The organism is Methylobacterium sp. BE186, assembly GCF_031457035.1.
Lineage (GTDB): Bacteria > Pseudomonadota > Alphaproteobacteria > Rhizobiales > Beijerinckiaceae > Methylobacterium > Methylobacterium segetis.
This window is the reverse complement of record NZ_JAVDVV010000009.1, coordinates 87,416-109,463: the sequence shown is the minus strand read 5'-3', so window position 1 is coordinate 109,463 and position 22,048 is coordinate 87,416. Positions and strand designations below refer to the sequence as shown.

Annotated in this window: 18 protein-coding genes and 1 pseudogene; 8 read left to right on the top strand and 11 right to left on the bottom strand. The window is 71.3% G+C overall.

What is annotated here, in order from left to right; translation table 11 throughout:
* Window positions 1–22 precede the first annotated feature (22 nt).
* From J2X36_RS12225 to J2X36_RS12215, 3 genes are all read left to right on the top strand, one after another.
* Window positions 23–1,378 (top strand): polysaccharide biosynthesis/export family protein, encoded by a 1,356-nt coding sequence (locus tag J2X36_RS12225; protein ID WP_132253789.1) that lies wholly within the window; start codon window positions 23–25, stop codon window positions 1,376–1,378.
* Window positions 1,375–2,361 (top strand): glycosyl hydrolase family 18 protein, encoded by a 987-nt coding sequence (locus J2X36_RS12220; protein WP_310349975.1) that lies wholly within the window; start codon window positions 1,375–1,377, stop codon window positions 2,359–2,361. The genes J2X36_RS12225 and J2X36_RS12220 overlap by 4 nt, the downstream gene beginning before the upstream one ends.
* Before the next feature lie 117 nt (window positions 2,362–2,478).
* The gene (locus tag J2X36_RS12215) at window positions 2,479–2,763 is read left to right on the top strand and encodes a DUF6894 family protein (protein ID WP_310349974.1); all 285 of its coding nucleotides are present in this window, start codon (window positions 2,479–2,481) and stop codon (window positions 2,761–2,763) included.
* Window positions 2,764–3,110: 347 nt separating this feature from the next.
* On the opposite strand, the pseudogene J2X36_RS26880 reads toward J2X36_RS12215, so the two are convergent.
* Window positions 3,111–3,314, bottom strand: a pseudogene (locus J2X36_RS26880) (DNA polymerase); the annotation flags it as partial.
* Window positions 3,315–3,695: 381 nt separating this feature from the next.
* On the opposite strand from J2X36_RS26880, the gene J2X36_RS12205 reads away from it, so the two are divergent.
* On the top strand, window positions 3,696–5,789 hold the full coding sequence (locus J2X36_RS12205; protein ID WP_310349970.1) for a HAMP domain-containing methyl-accepting chemotaxis protein: 2,094 nt from the start codon (window positions 3,696–3,698) through the stop codon (window positions 5,787–5,789).
* Between the two features lie 109 nt (window positions 5,790–5,898).
* Here the strand turns inward: J2X36_RS12205 and polA are convergent, their stop codons facing one another.
* Window positions 5,899–9,009 carry a DNA polymerase I gene (polA, locus tag J2X36_RS12200; protein ID WP_310349969.1) on the bottom strand — a complete coding sequence of 1,037 codons (3,111 nt, stop codon included), beginning with the start codon at window positions 9,007–9,009 and terminating at the stop codon, window positions 5,899–5,901.
* Window positions 9,010–9,080: 71 nt separating this feature from the next.
* Window positions 9,081–10,241 (bottom strand): YihY/virulence factor BrkB family protein, encoded by a 1,161-nt coding sequence (locus J2X36_RS12195; RefSeq protein WP_132253777.1) that lies wholly within the window; start codon window positions 10,239–10,241, stop codon window positions 9,081–9,083.
* A gap of 376 nt (window positions 10,242–10,617) precedes the next feature.
* Here J2X36_RS12195 and ybaL point away from each other — a divergent pair, with 376 nt between their 5' ends.
* Window positions 10,618–12,441, top strand: a complete 1,824-nt coding sequence (ybaL, locus tag J2X36_RS12190) for a YbaL family putative K(+) efflux transporter (protein WP_132253775.1) — start codon at window positions 10,618–10,620, stop codon at window positions 12,439–12,441.
* Between the two features lie 19 nt (window positions 12,442–12,460).
* Here ybaL and J2X36_RS12185 read toward each other — a convergent pair whose 3' ends face one another.
* The 7 genes from J2X36_RS12185 to J2X36_RS12155 form a co-directional block, all read right to left on the bottom strand.
* Complete coding sequence (locus J2X36_RS12185; RefSeq protein WP_132253799.1) at window positions 12,461–12,658, bottom strand: DUF2283 domain-containing protein; 198 nt, start codon at window positions 12,656–12,658, stop codon at window positions 12,461–12,463.
* Window positions 12,630–12,917 (bottom strand): DUF4258 domain-containing protein, encoded by a 288-nt coding sequence (locus tag J2X36_RS12180; RefSeq protein ID WP_310349968.1) that lies wholly within the window; start codon window positions 12,915–12,917, stop codon window positions 12,630–12,632. Before J2X36_RS12180 ends, J2X36_RS12185 begins: the two co-directional genes overlap by 29 nt.
* A 358-nt stretch (window positions 12,918–13,275) precedes the next feature.
* Entirely contained in the window at window positions 13,276–13,452 is a 177-nt protein-coding gene (locus tag J2X36_RS12175) for a nucleotidyltransferase domain-containing protein (RefSeq protein WP_310349967.1), read from the bottom strand.
* A 48-nt stretch (window positions 13,453–13,500) separates the two neighbouring features.
* Window positions 13,501–14,949 (bottom strand): UdgX family uracil-DNA binding protein, encoded by a 1,449-nt coding sequence (locus J2X36_RS12170; RefSeq protein WP_310350093.1) that lies wholly within the window; start codon window positions 14,947–14,949, stop codon window positions 13,501–13,503.
* Window positions 14,950–15,046: 97 nt separating this feature from the next.
* Window positions 15,047–16,258, bottom strand: coding sequence for a putative DNA modification/repair radical SAM protein (locus J2X36_RS12165; RefSeq protein ID WP_310349966.1), 1,212 nt, complete (start codon window positions 16,256–16,258; stop codon window positions 15,047–15,049).
* Between the two features lie 207 nt (window positions 16,259–16,465).
* Window positions 16,466–16,897 (bottom strand): OsmC family protein, encoded by a 432-nt coding sequence (locus J2X36_RS12160; RefSeq protein WP_132253767.1) that lies wholly within the window; start codon window positions 16,895–16,897, stop codon window positions 16,466–16,468.
* Window positions 16,898–17,004: 107 nt separating this feature from the next.
* On the bottom strand, window positions 17,005–17,559 hold the full coding sequence (locus J2X36_RS12155) for a RecX family transcriptional regulator (RefSeq protein ID WP_310349964.1): 555 nt from the start codon (window positions 17,557–17,559) through the stop codon (window positions 17,005–17,007).
* A 152-nt stretch (window positions 17,560–17,711) separates the two neighbouring features.
* On the opposite strand from J2X36_RS12155, the gene J2X36_RS12150 reads away from it, so the two are divergent.
* The 3 genes from J2X36_RS12150 to J2X36_RS12140 all read left to right on the top strand — a co-directional run bounded on the left by J2X36_RS12150 (window position 17,712) and on the right by J2X36_RS12140 (window position 21,278).
* Window positions 17,712–19,118, top strand: a complete 1,407-nt coding sequence (locus tag J2X36_RS12150) for a TAXI family TRAP transporter solute-binding subunit (RefSeq protein ID WP_207919191.1) — start codon at window positions 17,712–17,714, stop codon at window positions 19,116–19,118.
* Window positions 19,119–19,369: 251 nt separating this feature from the next.
* A complete protein-coding gene (locus J2X36_RS12145) occupies window positions 19,370–19,783 on the top strand; it encodes a response regulator (protein WP_310350090.1) in 414 nt (137 codons plus the stop codon).
* 94 nt (window positions 19,784–19,877) lie between these two features.
* On the top strand, window positions 19,878–21,278 hold the full coding sequence (locus J2X36_RS12140) for an HWE histidine kinase domain-containing protein (RefSeq protein ID WP_310349963.1): 1,401 nt from the start codon (window positions 19,878–19,880) through the stop codon (window positions 21,276–21,278).
* Between the two features lie 25 nt (window positions 21,279–21,303).
* Here the strand turns inward: J2X36_RS12140 and J2X36_RS12135 are convergent, their stop codons facing one another.
* Window positions 21,304–22,023 carry a DJ-1/PfpI family protein gene (locus J2X36_RS12135; protein WP_310349961.1) on the bottom strand — a complete coding sequence of 240 codons (720 nt, stop codon included), beginning with the start codon at window positions 22,021–22,023 and terminating at the stop codon, window positions 21,304–21,306.
* Window positions 22,024–22,048: the final 25 nt, after the last annotated feature.

Below are 22,048 nucleotides of genomic sequence, written 5' to 3'. Positions count from 1 at the left end.
CAGTGCAGAAGGGAGTGGAGCAATGACGGAGAGAAACCTGCCCCTGGAGGTGCCCGCGAAGCGGGTTCTGCGGATGGCTCTGTGCACCGCGGTCCTGGGCCTCGCCTCGACGGTCAGGGCCGAGGATCTCGCGGAAGCCCAGGTTCTGGCCCAACCACCGAAGGTCGAGCGGCTGACCAGCGTGGAGATCAATCGCCCCGCCGCCTACGCCATCGGCGACAAGCTCAAGATCACCGTCTTCGAGCATCTGCAGCCCGAGGCGCGGGACGGCGAGGAGCGGCGGGACATCGTCGCCTCGGCGATCGAGCGGCCCGAACTGTCGGGTGAGTACATCGTCCAGGAAGACGGCAACATCTACGTGCCCCTGGTGGGCTCTGTCGCGGTCGCCGGCACGTCGTTCCAGGATCTCGATCACGCGCTGTCGAGCGCGCTCAGCGGCAAGCTCAACGGCTCGGTGCGGGTCGGGATCCAGCTCGCGGAACGGGAACCGGTCTACGTTCTGGGGCCGGTCGCCAAGCCCGGCCCCTACAAATACATTCCGGGCATGAGCGTGCTGCACGCGCTGGCGCTCGCCGGCGCGGTCGAGACGGCGCCACAGGACCAGTGGCGCCTCCTCGACACGGCGCGGGAGAAGGAGCGCCTGCTCAAGTCGAGCGAGCGGCTGACCCGATCCCTCGCGCGGGCCGCGGTCCTCGTGGCTGAGCGCGACGGGTCGAAGCCCGCGACGAAGCGCCTGTTCGAACTCGTCGGCCCCCCTTCCGCCAAGTCACGCCTGACCGAGGCCGACACCTTCCGTCAGGTGGAACGGTCGAAGCGCAAGAAGCAGGAGGCCGCTATCGAGGCCGCCATCCAATCGTATGTGGCGGAGCTGACGATCCAGCGGAACAAGCTGGCGCAGGTCGAATCGAACATCGGCGATCGCAACCTGCGCGTGGATCACCTCAGCAAGCTTCGTGAGCGGGGGGCCACGACGGACGCGACCTTCTACACGAGCCTCACCGAACTCGGCGACGCCAAGGAGCGGTTCCAGGACGCCAAGGCCGTGATCGCCCAGACCGAGCACCGCATCTCCGATCTCCTGCACGACCGGCTCCGGATCACGGTCGAGGGCGAGGTCGACCGCGAGCGCGAGATCCGGGAGCTGCAGAGCATCATCGACGAGGAGGAGCTGACGCGGGCCGCCGTCAGCACCGCGCTCGCCCAGCTTCCGGGCATCCTGGAGAGCCAGGCCGCGAGCCGGAAGGAGATGACGCTCACGATCCTGCACCGGACGCAGTGGGGCATGAAGCGGCGCCCGGCGCAGGAGGACTCGGTCCTGGAGCCCGGCGACGTGCTGCAGATCACGCCCGCCCAGGCCGCGCGAGTCGCCTCGCAATGAGGCTCCTGGCCGTCAGCGCCCGCTTGGCCGCCCTGGTGATGACCGCCGGGGCGGCGGCCGCAGCACCCACGGGGCGGCCGGTCCATCTCGGCGCCTACTACGCCAGCTGGGCTGCGGAGGCGGGATCGGCCTCAGGTCTCGACGACCGGCTGGCCGGGGTCCCGGCCGGCGTGACCGAGGTTTTCCTCGCGTTCATGCGCCCGGATGCGACCTATTCCGGCAACCTCGATCTCACCGGCACCGGGCTGCAGGTGCCCTATCCGGGACCGGTCCTGAAGGCGTCGATCGAGGCGCTGCGGGCACGAAGCCCGGGTATCCGGATCCTGGTCTCGGTCGGCGGCGAGGAATACGCGAACTGGCGCGGCTTCGATGCGCGCACGATCCGCCGCGTCGTCGAGGATTTGGGGCTCGACGGTGTCGATCTCGACTTCGAGCCGGCCGATCCCAAGTGCCGGCAGCGCTCGGGCCAGATGTCGTGCGACAGCGATGCGCTGCTCCTCGATGTCGTCGAGGCCGCCCGCGCCGCCCTGCCGCGCCCGATCGCGCTGTGGCTCACCGCGACGAACACGGGCGCCTACGGCGAGGGCGCCTGGAGCGAGGCGCGCCCAATCGGGGGCCCGACCTATGGGGCGTTCCTGCCGCTCCTGCGCGACCCGGGCCGGCGGGCGCTCCTCGACGGCCTCAGCATCATGGCCTACGACGCCGGGCCGACCTACCGGCCGCTCGACGCCTACGCGGCCTACCGGAGCCGCTTCGAGGGCCCGATCCTGATCGGGTTCACGTCGCCGCCGGAAGCCTGGGGGGGCCACGTCTACACCCTGCCGAAGGCCGTCGAGACCGTCCGGTCCGCCATGCGGAAGGGCGCGAACGGGGCGATGGTCTGGGCGATCGGCAAGGAGGCGCCGTCCGATCCGGGCCCGGAGCGGCCGGGCCCCGACGACCTCATCACAGCCCTCATCCAGGCCGTCGCGATGAAGGACTAGGTCGGGGATCGAGCCTGCCCGGAGGCGCGGAACGGGTCCTGCGCCTCAGTCTCGCCCGCGAGGCAGCCCACCGAGCCATCGGCTAGGACGACGGACTGGGCCGAGGAGGTGCCGCAGATGGTCGAGCGCTTCTATTTCGATCTGGTGAGCGGGGAGACGGTGATCCTCGACAACAGGGGCATCGAGGCGGCGAGCCTCGAGATGGCGGTCGCCGCCGCGGAAGAGGCGCTCCACGAGCTTCGCGACACCGGCGAGGTCCGGGATTTCGACGGCGCCTGGACCCTGCTGATCCGGGATACCTGCGGGACGCTGATCCGGCGCATCGAGATCATGGCCTATCTCGCCGCGAGCTATCTTGGCGGGATCTGCGCCGGGTGGCTCCTGCTGCTGGGCGACATCTGACCGTAGGGGGACAGGGCGGGCCGCGAGACGGCGGTGGCATGGGCCTGTGGACCGCTCGGCCGCAAACGTCGTCTGCGGGCGCAGCAAGGTCATTGTCGAACCTCGCCGACCAGCCGCGCAGGAATGAGGCTCGGGAGCATGCCAAAGTCGCGGCTGGTCTCAGCCGAACCAACGGCTTAGCCGAATCGAAGGTCCGCTTCAGGGAGGGCACATGAGCCGCCTGAACGGCCGAAATGGGCTCGAACCCGAATGTCGGCTCTCGGACGGCATTCCGATGACGGCTCCCCACCCGAACCAGGCACCTCAGCACGACATCACGGTCCCGGAACACCTCGCCCGCTCAATGCGTCCGGCGCCTCGAAGACGAGCGCATCGTGCGCCGGCAGGAGCATGCGCACGGTGAGCTTCTCGGCCGCGAGCGCGCCCTCCATCCGCGTCATGGCGCGGCGGAGGATGTCGGCCGCATTGCCCTGGATCGGGGCGTTGATCGCCTGACGCTCGACGCTTCGCCTCTCCTGCCGGTCGTTCGGGCGGTTTCTGCGGATCAGAGGCCGGCCTCGTCCCGCGCCGGCCTGTCGCGTCGGAGGATCCTGCCAGGACCAGGGCCTCAGCGGCCACGCATCGGCCACGCCCTTCGGCGTCGGGCGGGACGCTTCGCGGAATCGAGGCTGAGCGCCCGACATCGCGCCAGCGGCGACGCCCGGGGCGCCGGATGAACGCGCTCGGCGCAAGCAACCCAAAGGTGCCGCCTGAGCCGAAAGGCCCGTTATATTGCGACCATAAGTAGATATGCCGTCGATCTGGGCATTATCGTCTGCAAGGTCGGCCCACTCATCCAGATATGACACCGCGTTTCACCCTTCTTTAACGAGGATCATCTATCCATCACCCTGAACACGATCACAGCAAGATCAGGGGCGGACCGCGCCGTCATGCGTCACACTCGCTCGATCAAGGTCGCCCTGCTCGCCCCGATCGCGGGCCTCTCGGGCCTGCTGCTCTTCGCCGAGAGCCGCTCCTCGCTGGAAGCTTGGCGCGAGGCGCGCGCGGCGCAGACGATCCAGGCGTTCGACGGCGGGGCGAACAAGTTCGCGGCCGGCCTCTTCGAGGTGCTCATGGAGCGCCTCGCCACCAATAACGGGCTGCAGGCGGCCGGCCCGGCGGGCCCCGAGGTGCTGAACGAGATCAAGCGGCGGCGCCTGGCGGTGGAGCAGAATTTCGACGTGGGGCTCGCCGCCCTCGAGCAGTTCGATTTTCCCGACAAGGCGCAGCTGGTCGGCAACCTCAAGGCGGCGCTCCAGGCGGCGAACGCGGCGCGCCGCCAGGCGGATGCCGCGCTTGGCGTGCCGCGGGAGCAGCGCGACGAGACCCTGCGCAAGACCTTCGTCCCCAGCATCACGGCCTCGGTCAATGCCGCCCTGAAGGTCTGGTTCGCCGCCCTCCACGACGCCGCCGCGGGCGATCCCACCCTGGCGCGCCTCGCGACGATCAAGGAACTCGGCTGGCGCATGCGCGACGTCGCGGGGCTCGAACGCTCGAACATCGCCTCCGCCATCACGTCCGGCGCCCCCCTCCCCCCGGAGCGCGTCGCGGAGAACGCCTCCATCCGCGCCCGGGTCGACCTGCTCTGGCAACAGCTCGAGAACCTGACCGCGGATGCGCAGACCCACCCGGCCATCCGGCAGGCGCTGACCGGCGCCAAGGACGCCTATTTCGGAGGGTTCCGGACGCTCGCCGACCAGATGCGGGCGGCCGGCGGCGAGGCCGGCTCGTACCCGATCCAGACGGCGCAATGGGTCGAGACGACGACCCCGCAGCTCGGCACGCTCCTGCAGGTGATGTTCGCGGCGAGCCGCGCCAGCGAGGTGCGGGCGGAGAGCCTTCGCCAGGACGCCCTCTGGACGCTCGTCTCCCAGCTCGGCGTCCTGCTCCTCGCGCTGGCCGCCGCGGCCGGTGCCGCGCTCGTCGCGCTGCGCGGGGTCGTCACGCCGCTCTCGCGCCTGACCGCGACGATCCACGCGCTCTCGGCCGGCGACACGGCCGTCGCGATCCCGGGTACGGAGCGGCGGGACGAGATCGGCGCAATCGCCAAGGCCCTGACGCTGTTCCGCGACGCCCTCGTCGAGCGGGCGCACCAAGCCGCGCTCACCGCGTCGCAGGCCGGCACGTCGGCGCTGCGGGCCCGGACGATGGCCGAGCTCGTCGGACGCTTCGAGAGCGAGGTCGGCGGCCTGGTGCAGGGTCTGGCGCGGTCCGCGTCCGAACTGGAGACGACCGCGACGATGATGACGGCGACGGCCGAGCGCACGAACCGGCACTCGGACCATGTCGCCGTGGCGGCCGAGGAGACGGCCGCGAACGTGCAGACGGTGGCGGCCGCCGCGGAGGAACTCGCGGTCTCCGCGAGCGCGATCGGGGCGCAGATCGCGCAATCCTCGGCCATCGCCGGCAAGGCGCTCGAGGATGCGCAGCGCACCAACGAGACGGTGCGGACGCTGGTCCACGGAGCCCAGAAGATCGGCGACGTCGCGGCCCTCATCAGCGGCATCGCGGGCCAGACGAACCTGCTCGCGCTCAACGCGACGATCGAGGCGGCCCGCGCCGGCGAGGCGGGGCGCGGCTTCGCGGTGGTCGCCGCCGAGGTGAAGGACCTCGCCACCCAGACCGCGCGGGCGACCGAGGAGATCACGGGCCAGATCACCCAGATCCAGACCGCGACGAGCCACACGGCGGACGCGATCCGCGGGATCGGCCAGACGATCGAGGAGGTCTACCGGATCGCGGGCACGGTCGCGGCCGCGGCCGCGGAGCAGCAGGCGGCGACCCAGGAGATCGCGCGAACGGTCGCGAAGGCGGCGCAGGGCACCGACGCGGTGTCGCGCACGATCGTCACCGTGCGCGAGGCGGCGACGCAGACCGGATCGGCGGCCGGTCAGGTCCTCGACGCGGCGGGCGCGCTGGCCGGGCGGTCGACCGTTCTCGACCGGGAGGTCGGAACGTTCCTCGCGGGCATCCAGGCCGCCTAGGGCCGCGACGGCCGAACGGCCCGGCCGTCCCGATTCCCGACCGCAGCGCGCCTGCGGGCTGCACGCCACCTTCCGAACGCGGGCCCCGCCGGAGCGCGGCCCCCTTCCCTCAATGCGCCTCTTCCCAGTTCCCGGCGGCCCGCGCCTCCACCGCCAGCGGCACCCGCAGCGTGATGCCGGGATGCGGGGCCTCCTCCATCACCCGTGAGATCACGGGCAGCGCCCGCTCCACCTCGTCCTCCGGCGCCTCGAAGACGAGCTCGTCGTGCACCTGCAGGAGCATGCGCACGTTGAGCTTCTCGGCCGCGAGCGCGCCCTCCATCCGCGTCATGGCGCGGCGGATGATGTCGGCCGCCGTGCCCTGGATCGGGGCGTTGATCGCCTGGCGCTCGACGCTCGCCCGCTCCTGCGGGTTGTTCGAGCGGATCTGCGGGTAGTGGCAGACGCGGCCGAACAGGGTCGTGACGTAGCCCTTGTCCCGGCAGAAGCGCTTGGTGTCGTCGATATAGGCGCGGATGCCGGGGAAGCGCTCGAAATACTGCTTGATGAAGGCCGAGGCCTCCTGCTGCGGGATGCCGAGCCGGTCGGCGAGGCCGAAGGCCGAGATGCCGTAGATGATGCCGAAATTGATGGTCTTGGCCCGGCGCCGCAGGTCCGGCGTCATCTCGCCGAGCGGCACGCCGAACATCGCGGAGGCGGTGGCCGCGTGGATGTCGATGCCGTCCTCGAAGGCTTGGCGCAATTGCGGGATGTCGGCGATGTGGGCCAGGAGCCGCAACTCGATCTGGCTGTAATCGGCCGAGATCAGCTTGTTGCCCTCGGCCGCCACGAAGGCGCGGCGGATGCGGCGGCCCTCTTCTGTCCGGATCGGGATGTTCTGCAGGTTCGGGTCGGAGGAGGAGAGCCGGCCCGTGGTGGTGGCGGCGAGCGAGAACGAGGTGTGGACCCGGTCGGTCCGCCGGTCGGCGTGCTCCTGCAGCGAATCCGTGTAGGTCGATTTCAGCTTCGAGAGCTGGCGGTATTCGAGGATTTTCTTCGGCAGCTCGTGGCCTGCCTGCGCGAGCTCCTCCAACAGCGTCGCGGGCGTGGCCCACTGGCCGGACGGTGTCTTCTTGGCACCGGGCAGGCCCATCTTGCCGAACAGGATGTCGCCGATCTGCTTGGGCGAGGAGACCGAGAATTTCTCGCCTGCGTCCTCCTGGATCTCCTCCTCGAGCCGCGCCAGGATCTGGGCGAAGTCGCCCGACAACCGGCTCAGCATGTTGCGGTCGACCCGGATGCCCTGGCGCTCCATGCGGGCGACGACGGGGAGCAGCGGGCGCTCCAGCGTCTCGTAGACGGCGACGCGGCGCTCGGCGACGAGGCGGGGCTTCATCATCCGCCAGAGCCGCAGCGTCACGTCCGCGTCCTCGGCGGCGTAGGCGGTGGCCTTGTCCAGCGGCACCTTGTCGAAGGTGACCTTGGCCCGGCCCGTGCCCGCCACGTCCGAGAAGGTGATGGGCTGGTGGCCGAGATGGCGGCGGGCGAGCTCGTCCATGCCGTGGCCGCCCTTGCCGGCATCGAGCACGTAGGAGATCAGCATCGTGTCGTCGAAGGGCCCGACCTCGATGCCGTAGCGAGACAGGACCAGCCAATCGTATTTCAGGTTCTGGCCGACCTTGAGCACGCCCGGGTTCTCGAGGAGCGGCTTCAGGCGCTCCAGCGCCGCGTCGAGGGCGATCTGCTCGGGGAGCAGGCCGTCGCCGCCGGCCGCCGCGCCGTCGCCGAAGAGATCGCCGGCCTTGGCGTCCTTGCGGTGGGCGAGCGGGATGTAGGCGGCGCGGCCCGGCGCGGTGGCGAGCGAGACGCCGACGAGGCCGGCGCGGTTGGCGTCGAGGTCGTCGGTCTCGGTGTCGACCGCGAGGACGCCCGCCTCCTCCGCCTCGGCGATCCAGGCGTCGAGCTGCTCCAGCGACAGGATCGTCTCGTAGGACGCCGTGTCGAAGGGCTTCACGGCCTCCGCGGCGCGGGACGCGACGAGGTTCGAGGGTCCGGGCTCGGCCGCCGCGCGGGGCTTCGGCGCGGCATCCGGCAGGCCGAGATCGGCGAAGGGGTCGACCTCGGGGGGGCCTGCCCCCTCCGGCCGGTCGAGGCCGCCGGCCGCGGCCTCGGGGTCGGGCGGCACGTCGCCGAAGAAGGGCAGCGCGTCGCTGCCGCCATTCGCGTTGGCGTAGGCGTGCGGGGCGCCGCCGGGCAGGAGGCTCGGGTCCGGCTTCACCGCCTCGGGGTCGACGTGGAGCATCTGGGCGATGCGCCGCGTCAGGGTGTTGAACTCCATCGCCTTGAGGAAGCCGACGAGCCTCTCGGGGTCGGGCTTGGGCAGGCGCAGATCGTCGAGGGGGACGGGGACCGGCACGTCCTCCATCAGCGCCACGAGCTGTCGCGAGAGGCGGGCCTGATCGACGTTGGCGAGCAGCGTCTCCCGGCGCTTCGGCTGCTTGATCTCGCCCGCGCGCTCCAGCAGCGCCTCCAGGCTGCCGAATTCCTTGATCAGCGCGGCGGCCGTCTTGAGGCCGATGCCCGGCACGCCCGGCACGTTGTCCGAGGTGTCGCCGATCAGCGCCAGCGCGTCGCCGATCTGGCCCGGCTGCAGCCCCTCCCACTTGGCGATGATGGCCTCGACGTCGAGGTTGCGCTCGGGCCGGTAGCCCGGCTTGCCCTTGGCGCCCGATTCGAAATCGTAGAACCGCACCAGCGGCCCCACGAGCTGCATCAGGTCCTTGTCGGAGGAGACGATGATGACGCCGGCGCCCCGCGCCTCCGCCTGCCGGGAATAGGTGGCGATGAGGTCGTCCGCCTCGTAGCGCTCCAGCTCGACCGCGTGCAGGCCGAAGGCGCGCACGGCCTCGCGCATCAGCGGCATCTGGCGCTTGAGGTCGTCCGGCGCGTCGGGGCGGTGGCCCTTGTAGTCGGGGAACATCTCCTTGCGGAACGAGCCCTCCGACTTGTCGAACACGATGCCGAGATGGGTCGGGCAGACGCCCGCCGCCCCCTCCTGCACGAACTGGGCGATCTTGGCGCAGAACAGCCGCACGGCCCCGGTCGGCAGCCCGTCCGAGGGCCGGAAATTGTAGCGCTCCGGCTGATTTATCGACTGGAAATAGGCGCGGAAGATGAAGGAGGAGCCGTCGACCAGGAGAACCTGATCGCCGGGGCCGACGGGGGGGCTGGTGTCGGTCATGGTCTCTGCGGGCGGACGGACAAGGAGGCGGCCTCCTGTCTAAAGGGCCGCCCGCCCGAAGGCTACGCCGCTCAGGTCGCGGCCCCCACCGTATCGGCCATCCGCGCCTGCCGCGTGCCGAGGGGCTGGGGCCGGCCGACCGTGGTGTCCTTGGCGGTCTGGTGCTCCATCTCGGCGTTGATCTCGGCCCCGACCAGCACGATGATCGTCGAGATCCAGATCCAGGTCATGAAGCCGATCGCGGCGCCGAGAGACCCGTAGGTCTCGTTGTACTTGCCGAAATTCGACACGTAGTACGAGAAGCCGACCGAGGCGACGAGCCAGAGCACGGCGGCAATCGCCGAGCCCCAGGTGACCCAGCGCCAGCGCGGCGCGTCGCGGCTCGGGCCGTAGCGGTAGAGCAGCGCGAGGCCGAGCAGGACGCCGAAGAGCAGCACGGGCCAGCGCAGGAGCGCGAGGTACCACGCGTCGGAGGAGAGCCCGATCGTGTTGAACACGACCGGCAGCACCACGATGCCGACGAGGGCGAAGACGATGAACAGCAGCGCCCCCGCCGTGAAGGTCAGCGAGCGCAGGTTGAGCCAGAGGAAATTGCGCTTCTCCCGCTCCTCGTAGACGATGTTGAGCGCGTCGAAGACCGCCTTCATGCCGCCGTTCGCGCTCCAGATCGAGAGCAGGAGGCCGGTGAAGAAGGTGAGGCCGAGCGTGGTGTCGCCCTTCTCGGCGATGCGCTTCACCTGCTCGCCGACGATGTCGAGGGCGCCTTGCGGCATTACGCCCTGCAGGCTCGCGAGGTGCTGGTTGATGGTCGAGACATCGGCCACCAGCCCGTAGCAGGAGACAAGGGCGGCGACCGCCGGGAAGATCGCCAGCAGCACGTAGAAGGTGACGCCCGCCGCGACCGAGACGAGGCGGTTCTCGCTGATGTCGTGAAAGACCCGCAGGCCGATATCCTTCCAGCCGCTCGCCGGGATCTCGGAGGGCGTGGTGGCGTCCCGGCCGCGGCTCGTCTCGGTCGCGGCGACGCGGTGCGCGTCCTGGCCCTCATGGGAATCGGACGGCTCGCGCGGCGCCTCCGCCGGGCCGTTTCCCGCCGCCCGTGCGAGGGGTGCGCGGCGGCGCGGCAGGGCGACGAGGCCGAGAAGCGCGGTCGCGAGCGCCACCGTCCACACGGTCGAGTTCCGGCGCTCGAGGTTGTCGGTGCCCGTCACCGCGTCGTTTCGCGTAACCATCGTCTGCCCGTCCTCGATCTGACGCGTGATCCAGCGCAACAACGGACATCCTGCGGCGCGGTTTCACGCAATCGTGTTCGGCATCCACAGCGAGACCTTGGCCGCAGGCCGGTGAAATCTGGTCGCGTCATCCGCCAGCGGCCGCGAGATCGTTCGCCGACCGGCCGAAACGAGACCGCTCCGGGGCGTTGTCCCGTCGAGACCCCATTCCGGGATGCGACGGGCTTGTCCGACGTCGGATGTCCGTGCGGTTCGGCACGTCGAGTGCCCTGCGGCACGGATTTCGGCGCCAAGCTCGGCTAGGACGTGCCATCCCCGCTCAGCCGCAGCGTCCCGGGCTCCCCGCCCGGCGATCGCCACAGGAGACCCAACGCCCGTGCCGCACGCGACCGAGCTGATCGCCATCATCGCCCTAGGCCTCGTGCTCGCCTTCGTCTGCGGAATGGTCGCGCAGCGCCTCAAGCTGCCCCCGCTCGTGGGCTACCTGCTGGCGGGCGTCCTCGTCGGCCCCTACACGCCGGGCTTCGTCGGCAACAGCGAGCTCGCGGGCCAGCTCGCCGAGATCGGCGTGATCCTCCTCATGTTCGGCGTCGGGCTGCACTTCTCGATCAAGGACCTCATGGCGGTGCGCAGCATCGCGCTGCCGGGCGCCGTGGTGCAGATCGCGGTGGCGACCGCGATGGGCGGCGGCCTCGCCCTGGCCTGGGGCTGGAGCCTCGGGGCCGGCCTCGTCTTCGGCCTCGCCCTGTCGGTGGCGAGCACCGTGGTGCTCCTGCGCGCGCTTGAGGAGCGCGCGCTCCTCGACAGCGACAAGGGCCGGATCGCGGTGGGCTGGCTCATCGTCGAGGATCTGGCGATGGTGCTGGCCCTCGTGCTCCTGCCCGCCCTGGCGCCCTCCCTCGGCGGCAGCGAGGGCGGCGGCCATCACGGCGGGGGCGGCAATCTCTGGCTCACCCTCGGCCTGACGCTCGCCAAGGTCGCAATCTTCGCGAGCCTGATGCTGATCGGCGGGCGCCGCTTCGTGCCCTGGCTCCTCGACCAGGCGGCCCGGACGGGCTCGCGGGAGCTCTTCACCCTGGCCGTGCTGGCGCTCGCGCTCGGCATCGCCTTCGGCTCGGCGGAGCTGTTCGGCGTCTCCTTCGCGCTGGGCGCCTTCTTCGCCGGGATGGTGCTCGCCGAATCCGACCTCAGCCATCAGGCGGCGGCCGATTCGCTGCCCCTGCAGGACGCCTTCGCGGTCCTGTTCTTCGTCTCGGTCGGCATGCTGTTCGACCCCGGCATCCTGATCCGGGAGCCGCTCTCGGTGCTCGCCGTCCTCGGCGTCATCCTCCTCGGCAAGTCGCTCGCGGCGGTGGCGATCGTGCTGGCCTTCCGGCACCCGGTCGGCACGGCGCTGACCATCGCGGCGAGCCTCGCGCAGATCGGCGAGTTCTCCTTCATCCTCGTCAGCCTCGGCCTGTCGCTGAAGCTCCTGCCGACGGAAGGGCGCGACCTCATCCTCGGCGGCGCGCTCCTCTCGATCACCCTGAACCCGCTCTTCTTCGCCCTCGTCGCGCGGATCGAGCGCCGGCTCGCCGACCGGCCGGAGCTGGCCGCCCGGTTCGAGCGCAGGGGCGCGGGCGAGGTCGCGATGGCGGTCGAGACGGCGCCGCGGCGCGGCCACGCGGTGGTGATCGGCTACGGGCGCGTCGGCAGCAGCATCGGCAAGGCGCTCCAGACCTGGGACCTGCCCTACGTGGTGGTGGACCGCGACCGGCGCCGGGTGCTCGAACTGCGCGAGCAGGGGATCGACGCCGTGTTCGGCGACGCCACCGCGCCCGGCATCCTGGAGGCCGCCGACATCGGCAGCGCGCACCTCCTCGTGCTCGCGACGCCGGAATCGCACAATACCCGCCGGCTGGTGGAGATCGCGCGGGGCGCCAACCCGCGCATCGACACGCTGATCCGCACCCACAGCGACGCCGAGCGGCGCCGCCTGGAGGAGCAGAAGGTCGGCCTCGTCCTGATGGGCGAGCGCGAACTCGCCCTCGGCATGACGCTCTACGCCCTGCGCAGCCTCGGCGTGAAGGAGGGCGAGGCCCGCCTCTTCGTGGATTCGAGCCGCCAGCAGAGCCGGGCCGAGCCGGAGGCCGAGATCGAGGCCGGCCCGGTGGCGCCGGAACTGCGCCCGCACAAGGAGGCGGACGCGGCGGAGGCGTGAGGGGCGCCCTGCGGCCCGCTCAGGCGGCGGCGAGCGCGGCCAGATCCGCCCCGGCGGCGATGTGCTCGGACGCATCGAGGATCTCGATGCCGACGAGCCGACCCTGCGCGTCGTAATCGAGGACGATTCCGGCCCGCACCTCCTCGCTCTCGACGATGCGATCGTCTGCGAGGCGAAGATAGAGGGCGTCAGCCTCGGGGTCGTAGCGTGTCTTCACGTCTGATCCTCCTCCGGCCACGATCGAAGAACGCCGTGACGATCCTGCACACGTCACCTTCGAGAACAAATACCACGCGCAAGATGCGCCCACCACGTTGCGGCACGCTACCATAGGCGCGTCTGCGTTCGGGATGCTTCGCATCCGCCTCGACCGCCTCAGGGGCTCCGAGAACGGCCTCGACCCAGGCGCGTTCGATCTCGCGCTCTGCGAGACTGCCTAAAGCATGGGCAGTGTAGATGATCGCGCTCGCAGTCACCGCCTCGCTCTGTTCGCTGCAAGAGACTGATTACGGAAGCCTATAATATATTTGCAAGAGAAATAATGGCTCAGAATTGAATTCTCTTCGATCGAATGTTACCGTATCATGAGGCGGCGTCGTCCGAAGGGTTTAGGAATCATCCAGAATTCGCAGCGGCCCCCGACACCTCCTTTGAGGCCGCTGGTGCGGCAGCTCAGGATCGAGCCGAGAGCGAGAGTCCGATCGATCTCCGTTCTCAGAACGCATCGATCAGGTCGCGCAGGGCGTCCGGCCGGACATGGTCCTTCAGGCACGCCCTGTTCGCGACATCGACCGGCCTCGGGAACAGGTCTTCGATGAACTGCACCACGCCGACCTAGTCGTAGACGTCACGGACGGTGCTCTCGTCGATCTCGATCGGCACATCGACGTCGCTGTCGGGACCGGATTCGCGGCGCGCGGTCGAGCCGAACAGCCCGGCATGCCGAATGCCGAGGCGGCGCAATTCCCCCTCGTGGGATCGCAGGATGTCGATGGCGGCGGCACGGTCCATGGTCGGGAGCCTAGCCGGATCGTCGCGCTCCGCAACAGCCGGGCGCCCTCACCCCGCCAGTTCCCGCCCCAGCGCCTCGACCCGACGCAGGTCGCCGACGAAGGTCTCGTAGGCCTCCTGCTTCGCCTCGTCCGGCAGGCGCAGCAGGTAGGAGGGGTGGACCGTGATGAAGCCCTGGAAGCGGTTGTCGAGGCGCTCGAAGCGGAAGGGGCCGCGCGCCCGGGTGATCGGGATCGCCTTGCCGGTCAGCGCCAGGACCGCGGTCGCGCCCAGCGCCACGACGAGCTTGGGGGCGACGAAGTCGAGCTCGCGGTCGAGCCACCAGCGATAGTGGCTGACCTCGCCCGCCGTCGGCTTCTGGTGGATGCGACGCTTGCCGCGCTCCTCGAACTTGAAGTGCTTGACCGCATTCGTGAGATAGCAGGCCGACCGGTCGATCCCCGCCTCCGCCATCGCCCGGGAGAGGAGCTGGCCCGCCGGGCCGACGAAGGGCCGGCCCTGGCGGTCCTCCTGGTCGCCCGGCTGCTCGCCGACGAAGGCGATCGCCGCGCCGACCGGCCCCTCCCCCAGCACGGCTTGCGTGGCGCCCGGCACCAGCGGCTCCGAGCGGCGGATGATGCCGTTCAGCGCGTCGAGCGAGGCGGGATCCTGATCCGCCATCGCGGCGAGCGCGCGGGCGGGCTGGCGCTTCGTGGGCATCTGCGGCTCCCTCTCGATCATCGCGGCGGTGCGGGACGAGGCCTGGCGGATCAGCGCCGGGATCGCGGCGGTCTCGGGCATGTTGTGCCAGTACTTCTTCGGCATCTCCGCCCGCATGGCGCGCAGGTTCGTGCGGGCCGGGTTGAACGTGCTCTCGTAGTAATCCCGCCAGCCCGCCTCGAACCCGTCGCCCGGCGGCACGTCCTCGCGCCGGCCCGGCGGGCCGAAGCGGAGCGCCTCCCCATCCCATCGCGCCGAGCCCTCCGGCGTGAGAATCGTCCAGGCGAGCGAGCGGAACCGGTCCACGAAGAAGGGCGCGGCGGCCTCCAGGATGTGGTGCTCCGGCTCGAACCAGGCGACGAAGCGCTCGGTTCCGGCCTCCGGCACCCGCCGGAAGCGCAGGAAGGCGTGCATCTTGTGAAGGTCGCGCTGGATCGCCTTGCGCATCCCGTTGAGCCGGTGAACCAGGGGATCGCTGGCGATCTCGAGGAGATCGCGCTCGCCCGCGCGGATGCGCCAGATCAGGGCGTAGAGCAGCGCGTAGCGCTCGGGGTCGCGGTGGGGCACCACCATCGGCACGAGCGCGGCGGCCGCCCGCGGCAGCGCGACCGGCGCGTCCGAGGCCACGGGCGCCTCCGCCCCGAACAGGCAGGCCGAATCCGCCGCGGCGGACCAGACCACGCGCTCCGGCGGCACGCCCTCGGCGACGAGCCCGCGCACGGCGGCGCGGAAGCCCTCGAGGTCGGCGCCGGGGCGCAACGAGACGGCGCGGGTGACCTCTCGCTCAGAGAGGGACAGGGTGAGGGGGGCGAGTTCTCCGGATGCACCGGTGTCCCTCACCCCTGCCCTCTCCCGGAGGGGAGAGGGGGTCCGGCGCGGTTCCTGCCCGGCCATCTCAGAACAGGCTCAGCTGCGCCGCCGGCTCGGCGAGGCGCGCGCGCAGGTCGAGGCGGTCGGTCAGCGCGGTCGGGCGATAATCGGCCGCGATCAGGAACGGCCGCGCCCGCTTGAGCCCCGAGGTGAGGCGGGCGACGTCGTCGAGGCGCAGGCTCGTGTGGCGGCGGGCCTTGAGGATCTTGTCCACCGCGCGCGCCCCGAGGCCGGGGATCCGCAGCAACATCTCCCGGTCGGCCCGGTTCACGTCGACGGGGAAGCGGTGGCGGTTCTTCAGCGCCCAGGCGAGCTTCGGGTCGACGTCGAGGGCGAACATGCCGCCCTCGGTGGCGTCGGCCACGTCGTCGGGGCTGAATTCGTAGTACCGGATCAGCCAGTCCGCCTGGTAGAGCCGGTGCTCGCGCTGGAGCGGGGGGGCCTTGAGCGGCAGGATGGTCGAGCCGTCGGGGATCGGGCTGAAGGCCGAGTAATAGACCCGCTTGAGGCCGAACGTGCCGTAGAGATGCGCGCTCTTGCGGATCAGGGCCTCGTCGGAGGTCGCGTCCGCGCCCACGATCACCTGCGTCGACTGGCCGGCCGGCGAGAAGCGGCGGCGCTCGGCCTTGGCCTCCACGATGCGGCTGCCGATCTGCTCCATCGCCCCCTGGATCGAGGCGCCGTCCTTCTCCGGGGCGAGGCGCTCCAGGCTCGCCTCGGTCGGCAGTTCCAGGTTGATCGAGAGGCGGTCGGCGTAGAGGCCCGCCTCCTCGATCAGCCAGGGGCTCGCCTCGGGAATCGACTTCAGGTGGATGTAGCCGCGAAAGCCGTGCTCGCGGCGGAGCGTCTTCGCGACGCGGGTCAGGAGTTCCATCGTGTGGTCGGGCGACTTGATGATGCCCGAGGAGAGGAACAAGCCTTCGATGTAGTTGCGCTTGTAGAACTCGACCGTGAGCGTCACGACCTCGTCGACCGTGAACTTCGCCCGCCTCACGTTGGACGAGCGGCGGTTGACGCAATAGGCGCAGTCGAACAGGCAGTAATTCGTCAGCAGGATCTTCAGGAGCGAGATGCAGCGCCCGTCCGGCGTGTAGGCGTGGCAGATGCCGGCGCCCGTCGTCGAGCCGAGCCCGTCCTTGCCCGCGACCCGCTTCGGCGCTCCCGACGAGGCGCAGGAGGCATCGTACTTCGCGGCATCGGCCAGGATGCGCAGCTTCTTGGCAAGCGTCTCGTCCATGGGGACAAGATGCCGCTCGTTCGCGGTTTGTTCAAGGAGCGGGTCGGCACCGTCCCGCGCCGTGGCGCCGCACCCCGCCACACGCGGGCCCCCTCTCCCGTTCGGGAGAGGGTTGAGTGAGGGGTGCGACGTCCCCGGGCGGACCTGACCCCCTCACCCGGCCGGCTGGCGCAGACGCGACCTCTCGAAGGAGAGAGGCGGGGTGCCTCAGCCCTGCTTCAGCGTGGCGTTCAGCGTGATCTCGGCGTTGAGCACCTTCGAGATCGGGCAGCCCGTCTCGGCGGCGTGGGCGAGCTCCTCGAACTTCGCCTGGTCGATGCCGGGGATCGTGGCGGTGAGCGTGAGGGCGGACTTCGTCACCTTGAAGCCGGCGCCGTCCTTCTCCAGCGTCACGACCGATTCCGTCGTCATCTCGGTGGCGGCGAGGCCCGCCTCCTGGAGCTGGAAGGCGAGCGCCATCGTGAAGCAGCCCGCATGGGCGGCCGCGATCAGCTCCTCGGGGTTGGTGCCGGGCTTGTCCTCGAAGCGGGTGTTGAAGCCGTAGGGCTGGTCCGAGAGCACGCCCGACCCGGTCGTGATGCGGCCCTTCCCCTCCTTGCCATTGCCCTGCCAGACGGCGTGCGCCTTGCGATTGATCATCGGGATGTCCTGTCGTGGCGGGCGCCCCGCGCGGGATGCGCGGGCAGGGCCCGGATGCCATCCCGAGGTGGAGCGGCCTCGCGCGAAATCCAGCGGCGCGGGGTGGCTCAGCTGAACCCGCCCGCGCCCTCGTCGTCCCTGCCGGCCTCGCCCTCCGCGTCCACGGTGCGGCGGGCGAGATCGTAGGGGAAGCCCGCCCGGGCGAGCGCGGCGAGGTCCCGGTCGCGGTTGACGGCCCGCGCATCCGGCCGGCGGAAGGGTCCGAGGCGGCGGCGCTTAGCGTAGGCCAGGGCGGCGGCCTCCTCGGCCAGGGCGGGCTCGCCCTCGGGCGCCGCCTCGCGCTCGGCCTCCATCGCCGCCTCGATCGTGTCGCGGGGGACGCCCTTGGCCGCGAGCTTGGCGGCCGCGCCCCGGGCCGAGGCGCCGCGTCGGCGGAGCGTGGCGAGCCGGGCCGCGGTGAAGCGGGCATCGTCCACGAGGCCCGCGCGGACGGCCCGCGCCACGGTCTCCTCCACGAGGGGAGCGAAGGCGCCGGCCTCCTCGCCGCGGGCGCGGGTCCGTTTCTCGACCCGCCGCCGCAGGGTTCGCCGCAGCATCTCGGTCGAGGCGCTGTAGCGCTCGAGATAGTGGAGGGCCGCCCGCTCGAGCCAGGCCGCCGTCACGGGCGGCGCGGGCCTTGCTTCACGATTTCGCGGCGGCGCAACGTTTGGCGGAGTCACCGGTTCTTCACCTTTCGGACAGGATTACGATTCATGACTGGGTCATGGAAAGCACGAAACGCAGAGGGAAGCGGCCCGCGCTGCCCGCGCTCCTCGTGAGACGCGAGTGGCTCCTCGTCCTGCTCGCCCTCGGGCTCGCCGCCACCGCGGCGGCCGTCGTCTACCTGTCGCGCCCCACCACCCTCACCGTCGCCGTCGGCCCCCGCGACGGCGCCGAGGCCGCCCTGATGGAGGCCTACGCCAACGCGCTGGCCCGCGGCCGAGAGGACGTGCGCCTCAAGATCATCCCCTACGACGACGTGCGCGACAGCGCCGCCGCGCTCCAGGGGGGCCGCGCCGACCTCGCCGTGGTGCGGCCCGACGTCCACATGCCCGAGAACGGGCTGACCCTCGCGATCCTGCACGACGAGGCCCTCGTCATCGCCGCCCCCGAGGCCAGCGAGATCGACAGCTTCCCCGATCTCGCCCGCAAGCGCCTCGGCATCGTGGTGCGCCACAACGCCGACCTGCCCTTCCTGACGAACCTGCTCGCCTTCTACGACCTCGCCACCGCGAGCGTCGAGAATGCCGAGCCCGAGCTGAACCCGGGCCGGGTCGCCCTCGTGCAGCTGAAGCCCTCCGAGGTCACCGCGGCCATCGCCGAGAAGCGGGTCGACGCGGTCGCCGTCATCGCCAACCCGGCCTCGAAGGTCGCGGGCCAGACGGTACGGGCGGTCGAGCTCGGCACGCCCGACCGCAAGATCGACCTCGTCTCGGTGCCGGACGGCGAGGCGATCCTGACGCGCTTCCCCGAATTGCAGGCGGTCACGATCCCCGCCGGCACCTTCGGCGGGCGGCCCAAGCGCCCGGACGAGGAGGTGAAGACGGTGGGCGCCTCCTACCGGCTGATGGCGCGCGGCGCGGTCAGCCGCGTCGCCGTGGCCTCGGCCACCCAGCACCTGTTCGAGTGGCGCTCGAAACTCGCTGCCTCGGCGCCGATCGCCAAGCTGATGAAGGCGCCCGACTTCGACACGACGGTCGCGGCGACCTCCGCCCGGCTTCCGAACCACCCGGGCGCGGTCGACTATTTCGAGCGCGAGCAGCAGACCTTCCTCGACCGCTACGAGGACTACATCTACCTGTTCGCCTTCTTCGGCGGCACGATCGGCTCCGGGATCGCGTGGCTCGGCCAGCGGCTCGCCCGCAAGCGCCGGGAGCGCATCGACGTGGTGCTCGACCGGCTCCTCGACATCCTGCGGGAGGTGCGGGCCGCGACGGGCGCGGCGGAGCTCGACGCCATCGCGATCGAGACGGACGAACTCGTGGCCGACGTGGTGCGCTATGCCCGCGAGCGCACGATCGACAACCGGACGGTGAGCGCGCTCATCCTCGCCGTCGACGCGGTCCACGCCGCGATCGGCGACGCCCGCCGCCAGCTCGGCACGGCCGAGGCCGAGACGCGCTCCGGCGCCCGGGCGCGCACGGCGCGGCTGCTCTCGCTGAACATGCCGGCGGCGGAGTAGGCCGCCCCGCCTCTCGCCTCCGGGAAAGGTCGAGTCCCCGTCGGCGGGCGACGTGAGCTGTGCGACCTCTCCGGAAGACCCTGCAGCCCTCGCCCCACTCACGAACGGGAGAGGGGGCGCCGCGCCCCGCATTTGCTCCGCTTCCCGATCCTGATACAGGAGGCCGGTCCCGACCGCGGAATCCCATGCATGACCGAGACCCGCCCGCCCTGGACGCCAGGGAATCCGGCGTGAACCCCGTCCACATCATCATGGTGGAGGACGACGAGGGGCATGCCCGCCTGATCGAGCGCAACATCCGCCGCGCCGGCGTCAACAACGAGATCACGGGCTTCCGCGACGGCACCGCGGCGCTCGCCTACCTCCTCGGGCCGGACGGCTCGGGGCGGGTCCAGGCCGGGCGCTCCCTGCTGATCCTGCTCGACCTCAACCTGCCGGACATGACCGGGATCGACATCCTGGCCAAGGTGAAGGGCAACGAGCACCTGCGCCGCTCGCCCGTCGTGGTGCTGACCACCACCGACGACCAGCGCGAGATCCAGCGCTGCTACGATCTGGGCTGCAATGTCTACGTGACGAAGCCCGTGAACTATGAAGGTTTCGCCAACGCGATCCGCCAGCTCGGACTGTTCTTCTCGGTCATGCAGGTGCCCGAGACTCCCTGATCCGCGTTGCCCTTTTGCGGCTTCAATGGCGTGCGATGAATCGGCGTCGCGCTTGCCCGGCCGTCCGGTCTGCCGATGGAGTTCGTGACCCGCGGTGGCCCTGCGCATCCTCTACATCGACGACGATTCGGGCCTCGTCCGCCTCGTGGCGCGGGCGCTGCGGTCGCGCGACATCCTCGTCGAGCACGCGGCCGACGGCGCCGCCGGGCTCGCCCGCGTCGCGGAGGGCGGCATCGACGCCATCGCCCTCGACCATCACCTGCCCGGCGAGACCGGCCTCGACATCCTGGCGCGCATCCGGGCCCTGCCGAGCCCGCCGCCGGTGATCTACGTCACCGGCTCGGACGACCTGCGGATCGCCGTCTCCGCCCTCAAGGCCGGCGCCGCCGACTACGTGCTGAAGGACGTGGCCGGCCATTTCCGGGAGCTTCTGGCGGAGGCGATCGAGGCCGCGCTCGCCCAGGAACGGCTGCGTCGGGAGAAGGCGAAGGCCGAGGAGCGCCTCGCCGCGAGCCAGGAGCGCCTGAGCCTCGCCCTCGGAGCCGCCGGCATGATCGGCACCTGGGACTGGGACCTCGTCGACGACCTCGTCTACGCCGACGGGAACTTCGCCCGCATCTACACGGTCGATCCCGAGCGCGCGGCGCGCGGCGCGCCGCTCTCCGAGTACATCCGCAATTTCCACCCCGCCGACATGCCCGCCTTCCAGGCGGCCCTCGACCGCACCTTCGCGCAGGGCGACGAGTTCTCCTGCGAGTACCGCATCCTCCAGCCGGACGGCAGCGTCCGCTGGATCCTCGCCCGCGGGCGCCTCGTGCCGGATGCAGACGGGAAGCCCGCCCGCTTCGCCGGCGCCTCGGTCGACATCACCGAGCGCAAGCTCGCCGAGGAGCGCCAGCGCCTGCTGATGCAGGAACTCGCCCACCGGGTGAAGAACACCCTGACCCTGGTCCAGGCCATCTGCCTGCAGACCCTGCGCGGGGACGCCACCCTGCCGGAGGCCCGGGAGGCCGTCACCGCGCGGCTCCTCGCGCTCGCCCAGGCGCACGACCTCCTGCTCCAGGGCAGCTGGACCGAGGCGAGCCTGCGCACCCTCGTGGAGGGCACGGCGCGCCTGCACGGGCACGGCGACGCCGAGCGCTTCCGGATCTCGGGGCCGGACATGACGCTCGGGCCGAAATCCGCCCTCTCGGTCGCCCTCGTCCTGCACGAGCTCGGCACCAACGCCGCGAAGTACGGCGCCCTCTCGACGCCGGAGGGGCACGTCGCGGTGACCTGGGGGCAGGAGGCGGATTCCGGCGAGCCACGCCTGAATTTCCGCTGGCAGGAGGTCGGCGGGCCGCCCGTGAAGACGCCGAGCCGGCGCGGCTTCGGCTCCCGCCTGATCGAGCGCAGCCTCGCCGACGGGATCGGCGCGGAGGTGCATCTCGGCTATCCCGAGACGGGGGTGACGCTCGCCCTCAAGGCGCCGCTCGCGGCGCTGCAGGCGAGCTGAGGGGCCGCCCGGACGATCCGCCGCCTCAGGCCGCCCGCCGCGCCGCCGCGGCGATGCGCGCCTCCGCCTCCGCCCGGTCCGCCTCCATCCACGCCGCGCAGCGGGCGAGGATCGCGGGCGAGGCCGTCTCCGGCCGGCCCGAGGCGAAGGGCGGGGCGGGAGCGTATTCGAGGAGCAGGCCCACCGCCTCGGCGTCGACCGGGTCGGCGAGCTCGGCCGCCAGCGTGAGCGCGAAATCGATCCCGGCCGTGACGCCGCCGCCGGTGACGACGCTCCCGTCCCGCACCACCCGCTCCGCCACGGGAATCGCCCCGAAGGCGGCCAGCGCGTCGTGGAGCGCCCAATGGGTCGTGGCCCGCCGCCCGCGGAGGAGCCCGGCCGCCCCCAGCACCAGCGCGCCCGTGCAGACCGCCGTGACGAAGCGCGCGCCCGCCGCCTGCCGGCGGAGAAAGGCGAGCGTCGCCTCGTCCTCGAGGAGCGCCAGCATGCCGAGCCCGCCGGGCACGCAGACCACGTCGAGGGGCGGGCATTCGGCGAAGGTCGCGGTCGGCATCAGGGGGAGGCCGGTGACGCTCCGGACGGGGCCGTGCTGCGCCGCCACGAGATGGATCCGGGTGCCGGGCAGCGTGGCGAAGACCTCGTAGGGGCCGGTCAGGTCGAGCTGCTGGATTCCGGGGAAGAGCAGGAAGCCGATCTCCAGCGGCGGACGGGTCTCGGGGTTCGGGGAGGGTGTCGCGTCGTTCATGGGGCTCGAGCTCAGGGATGGACGA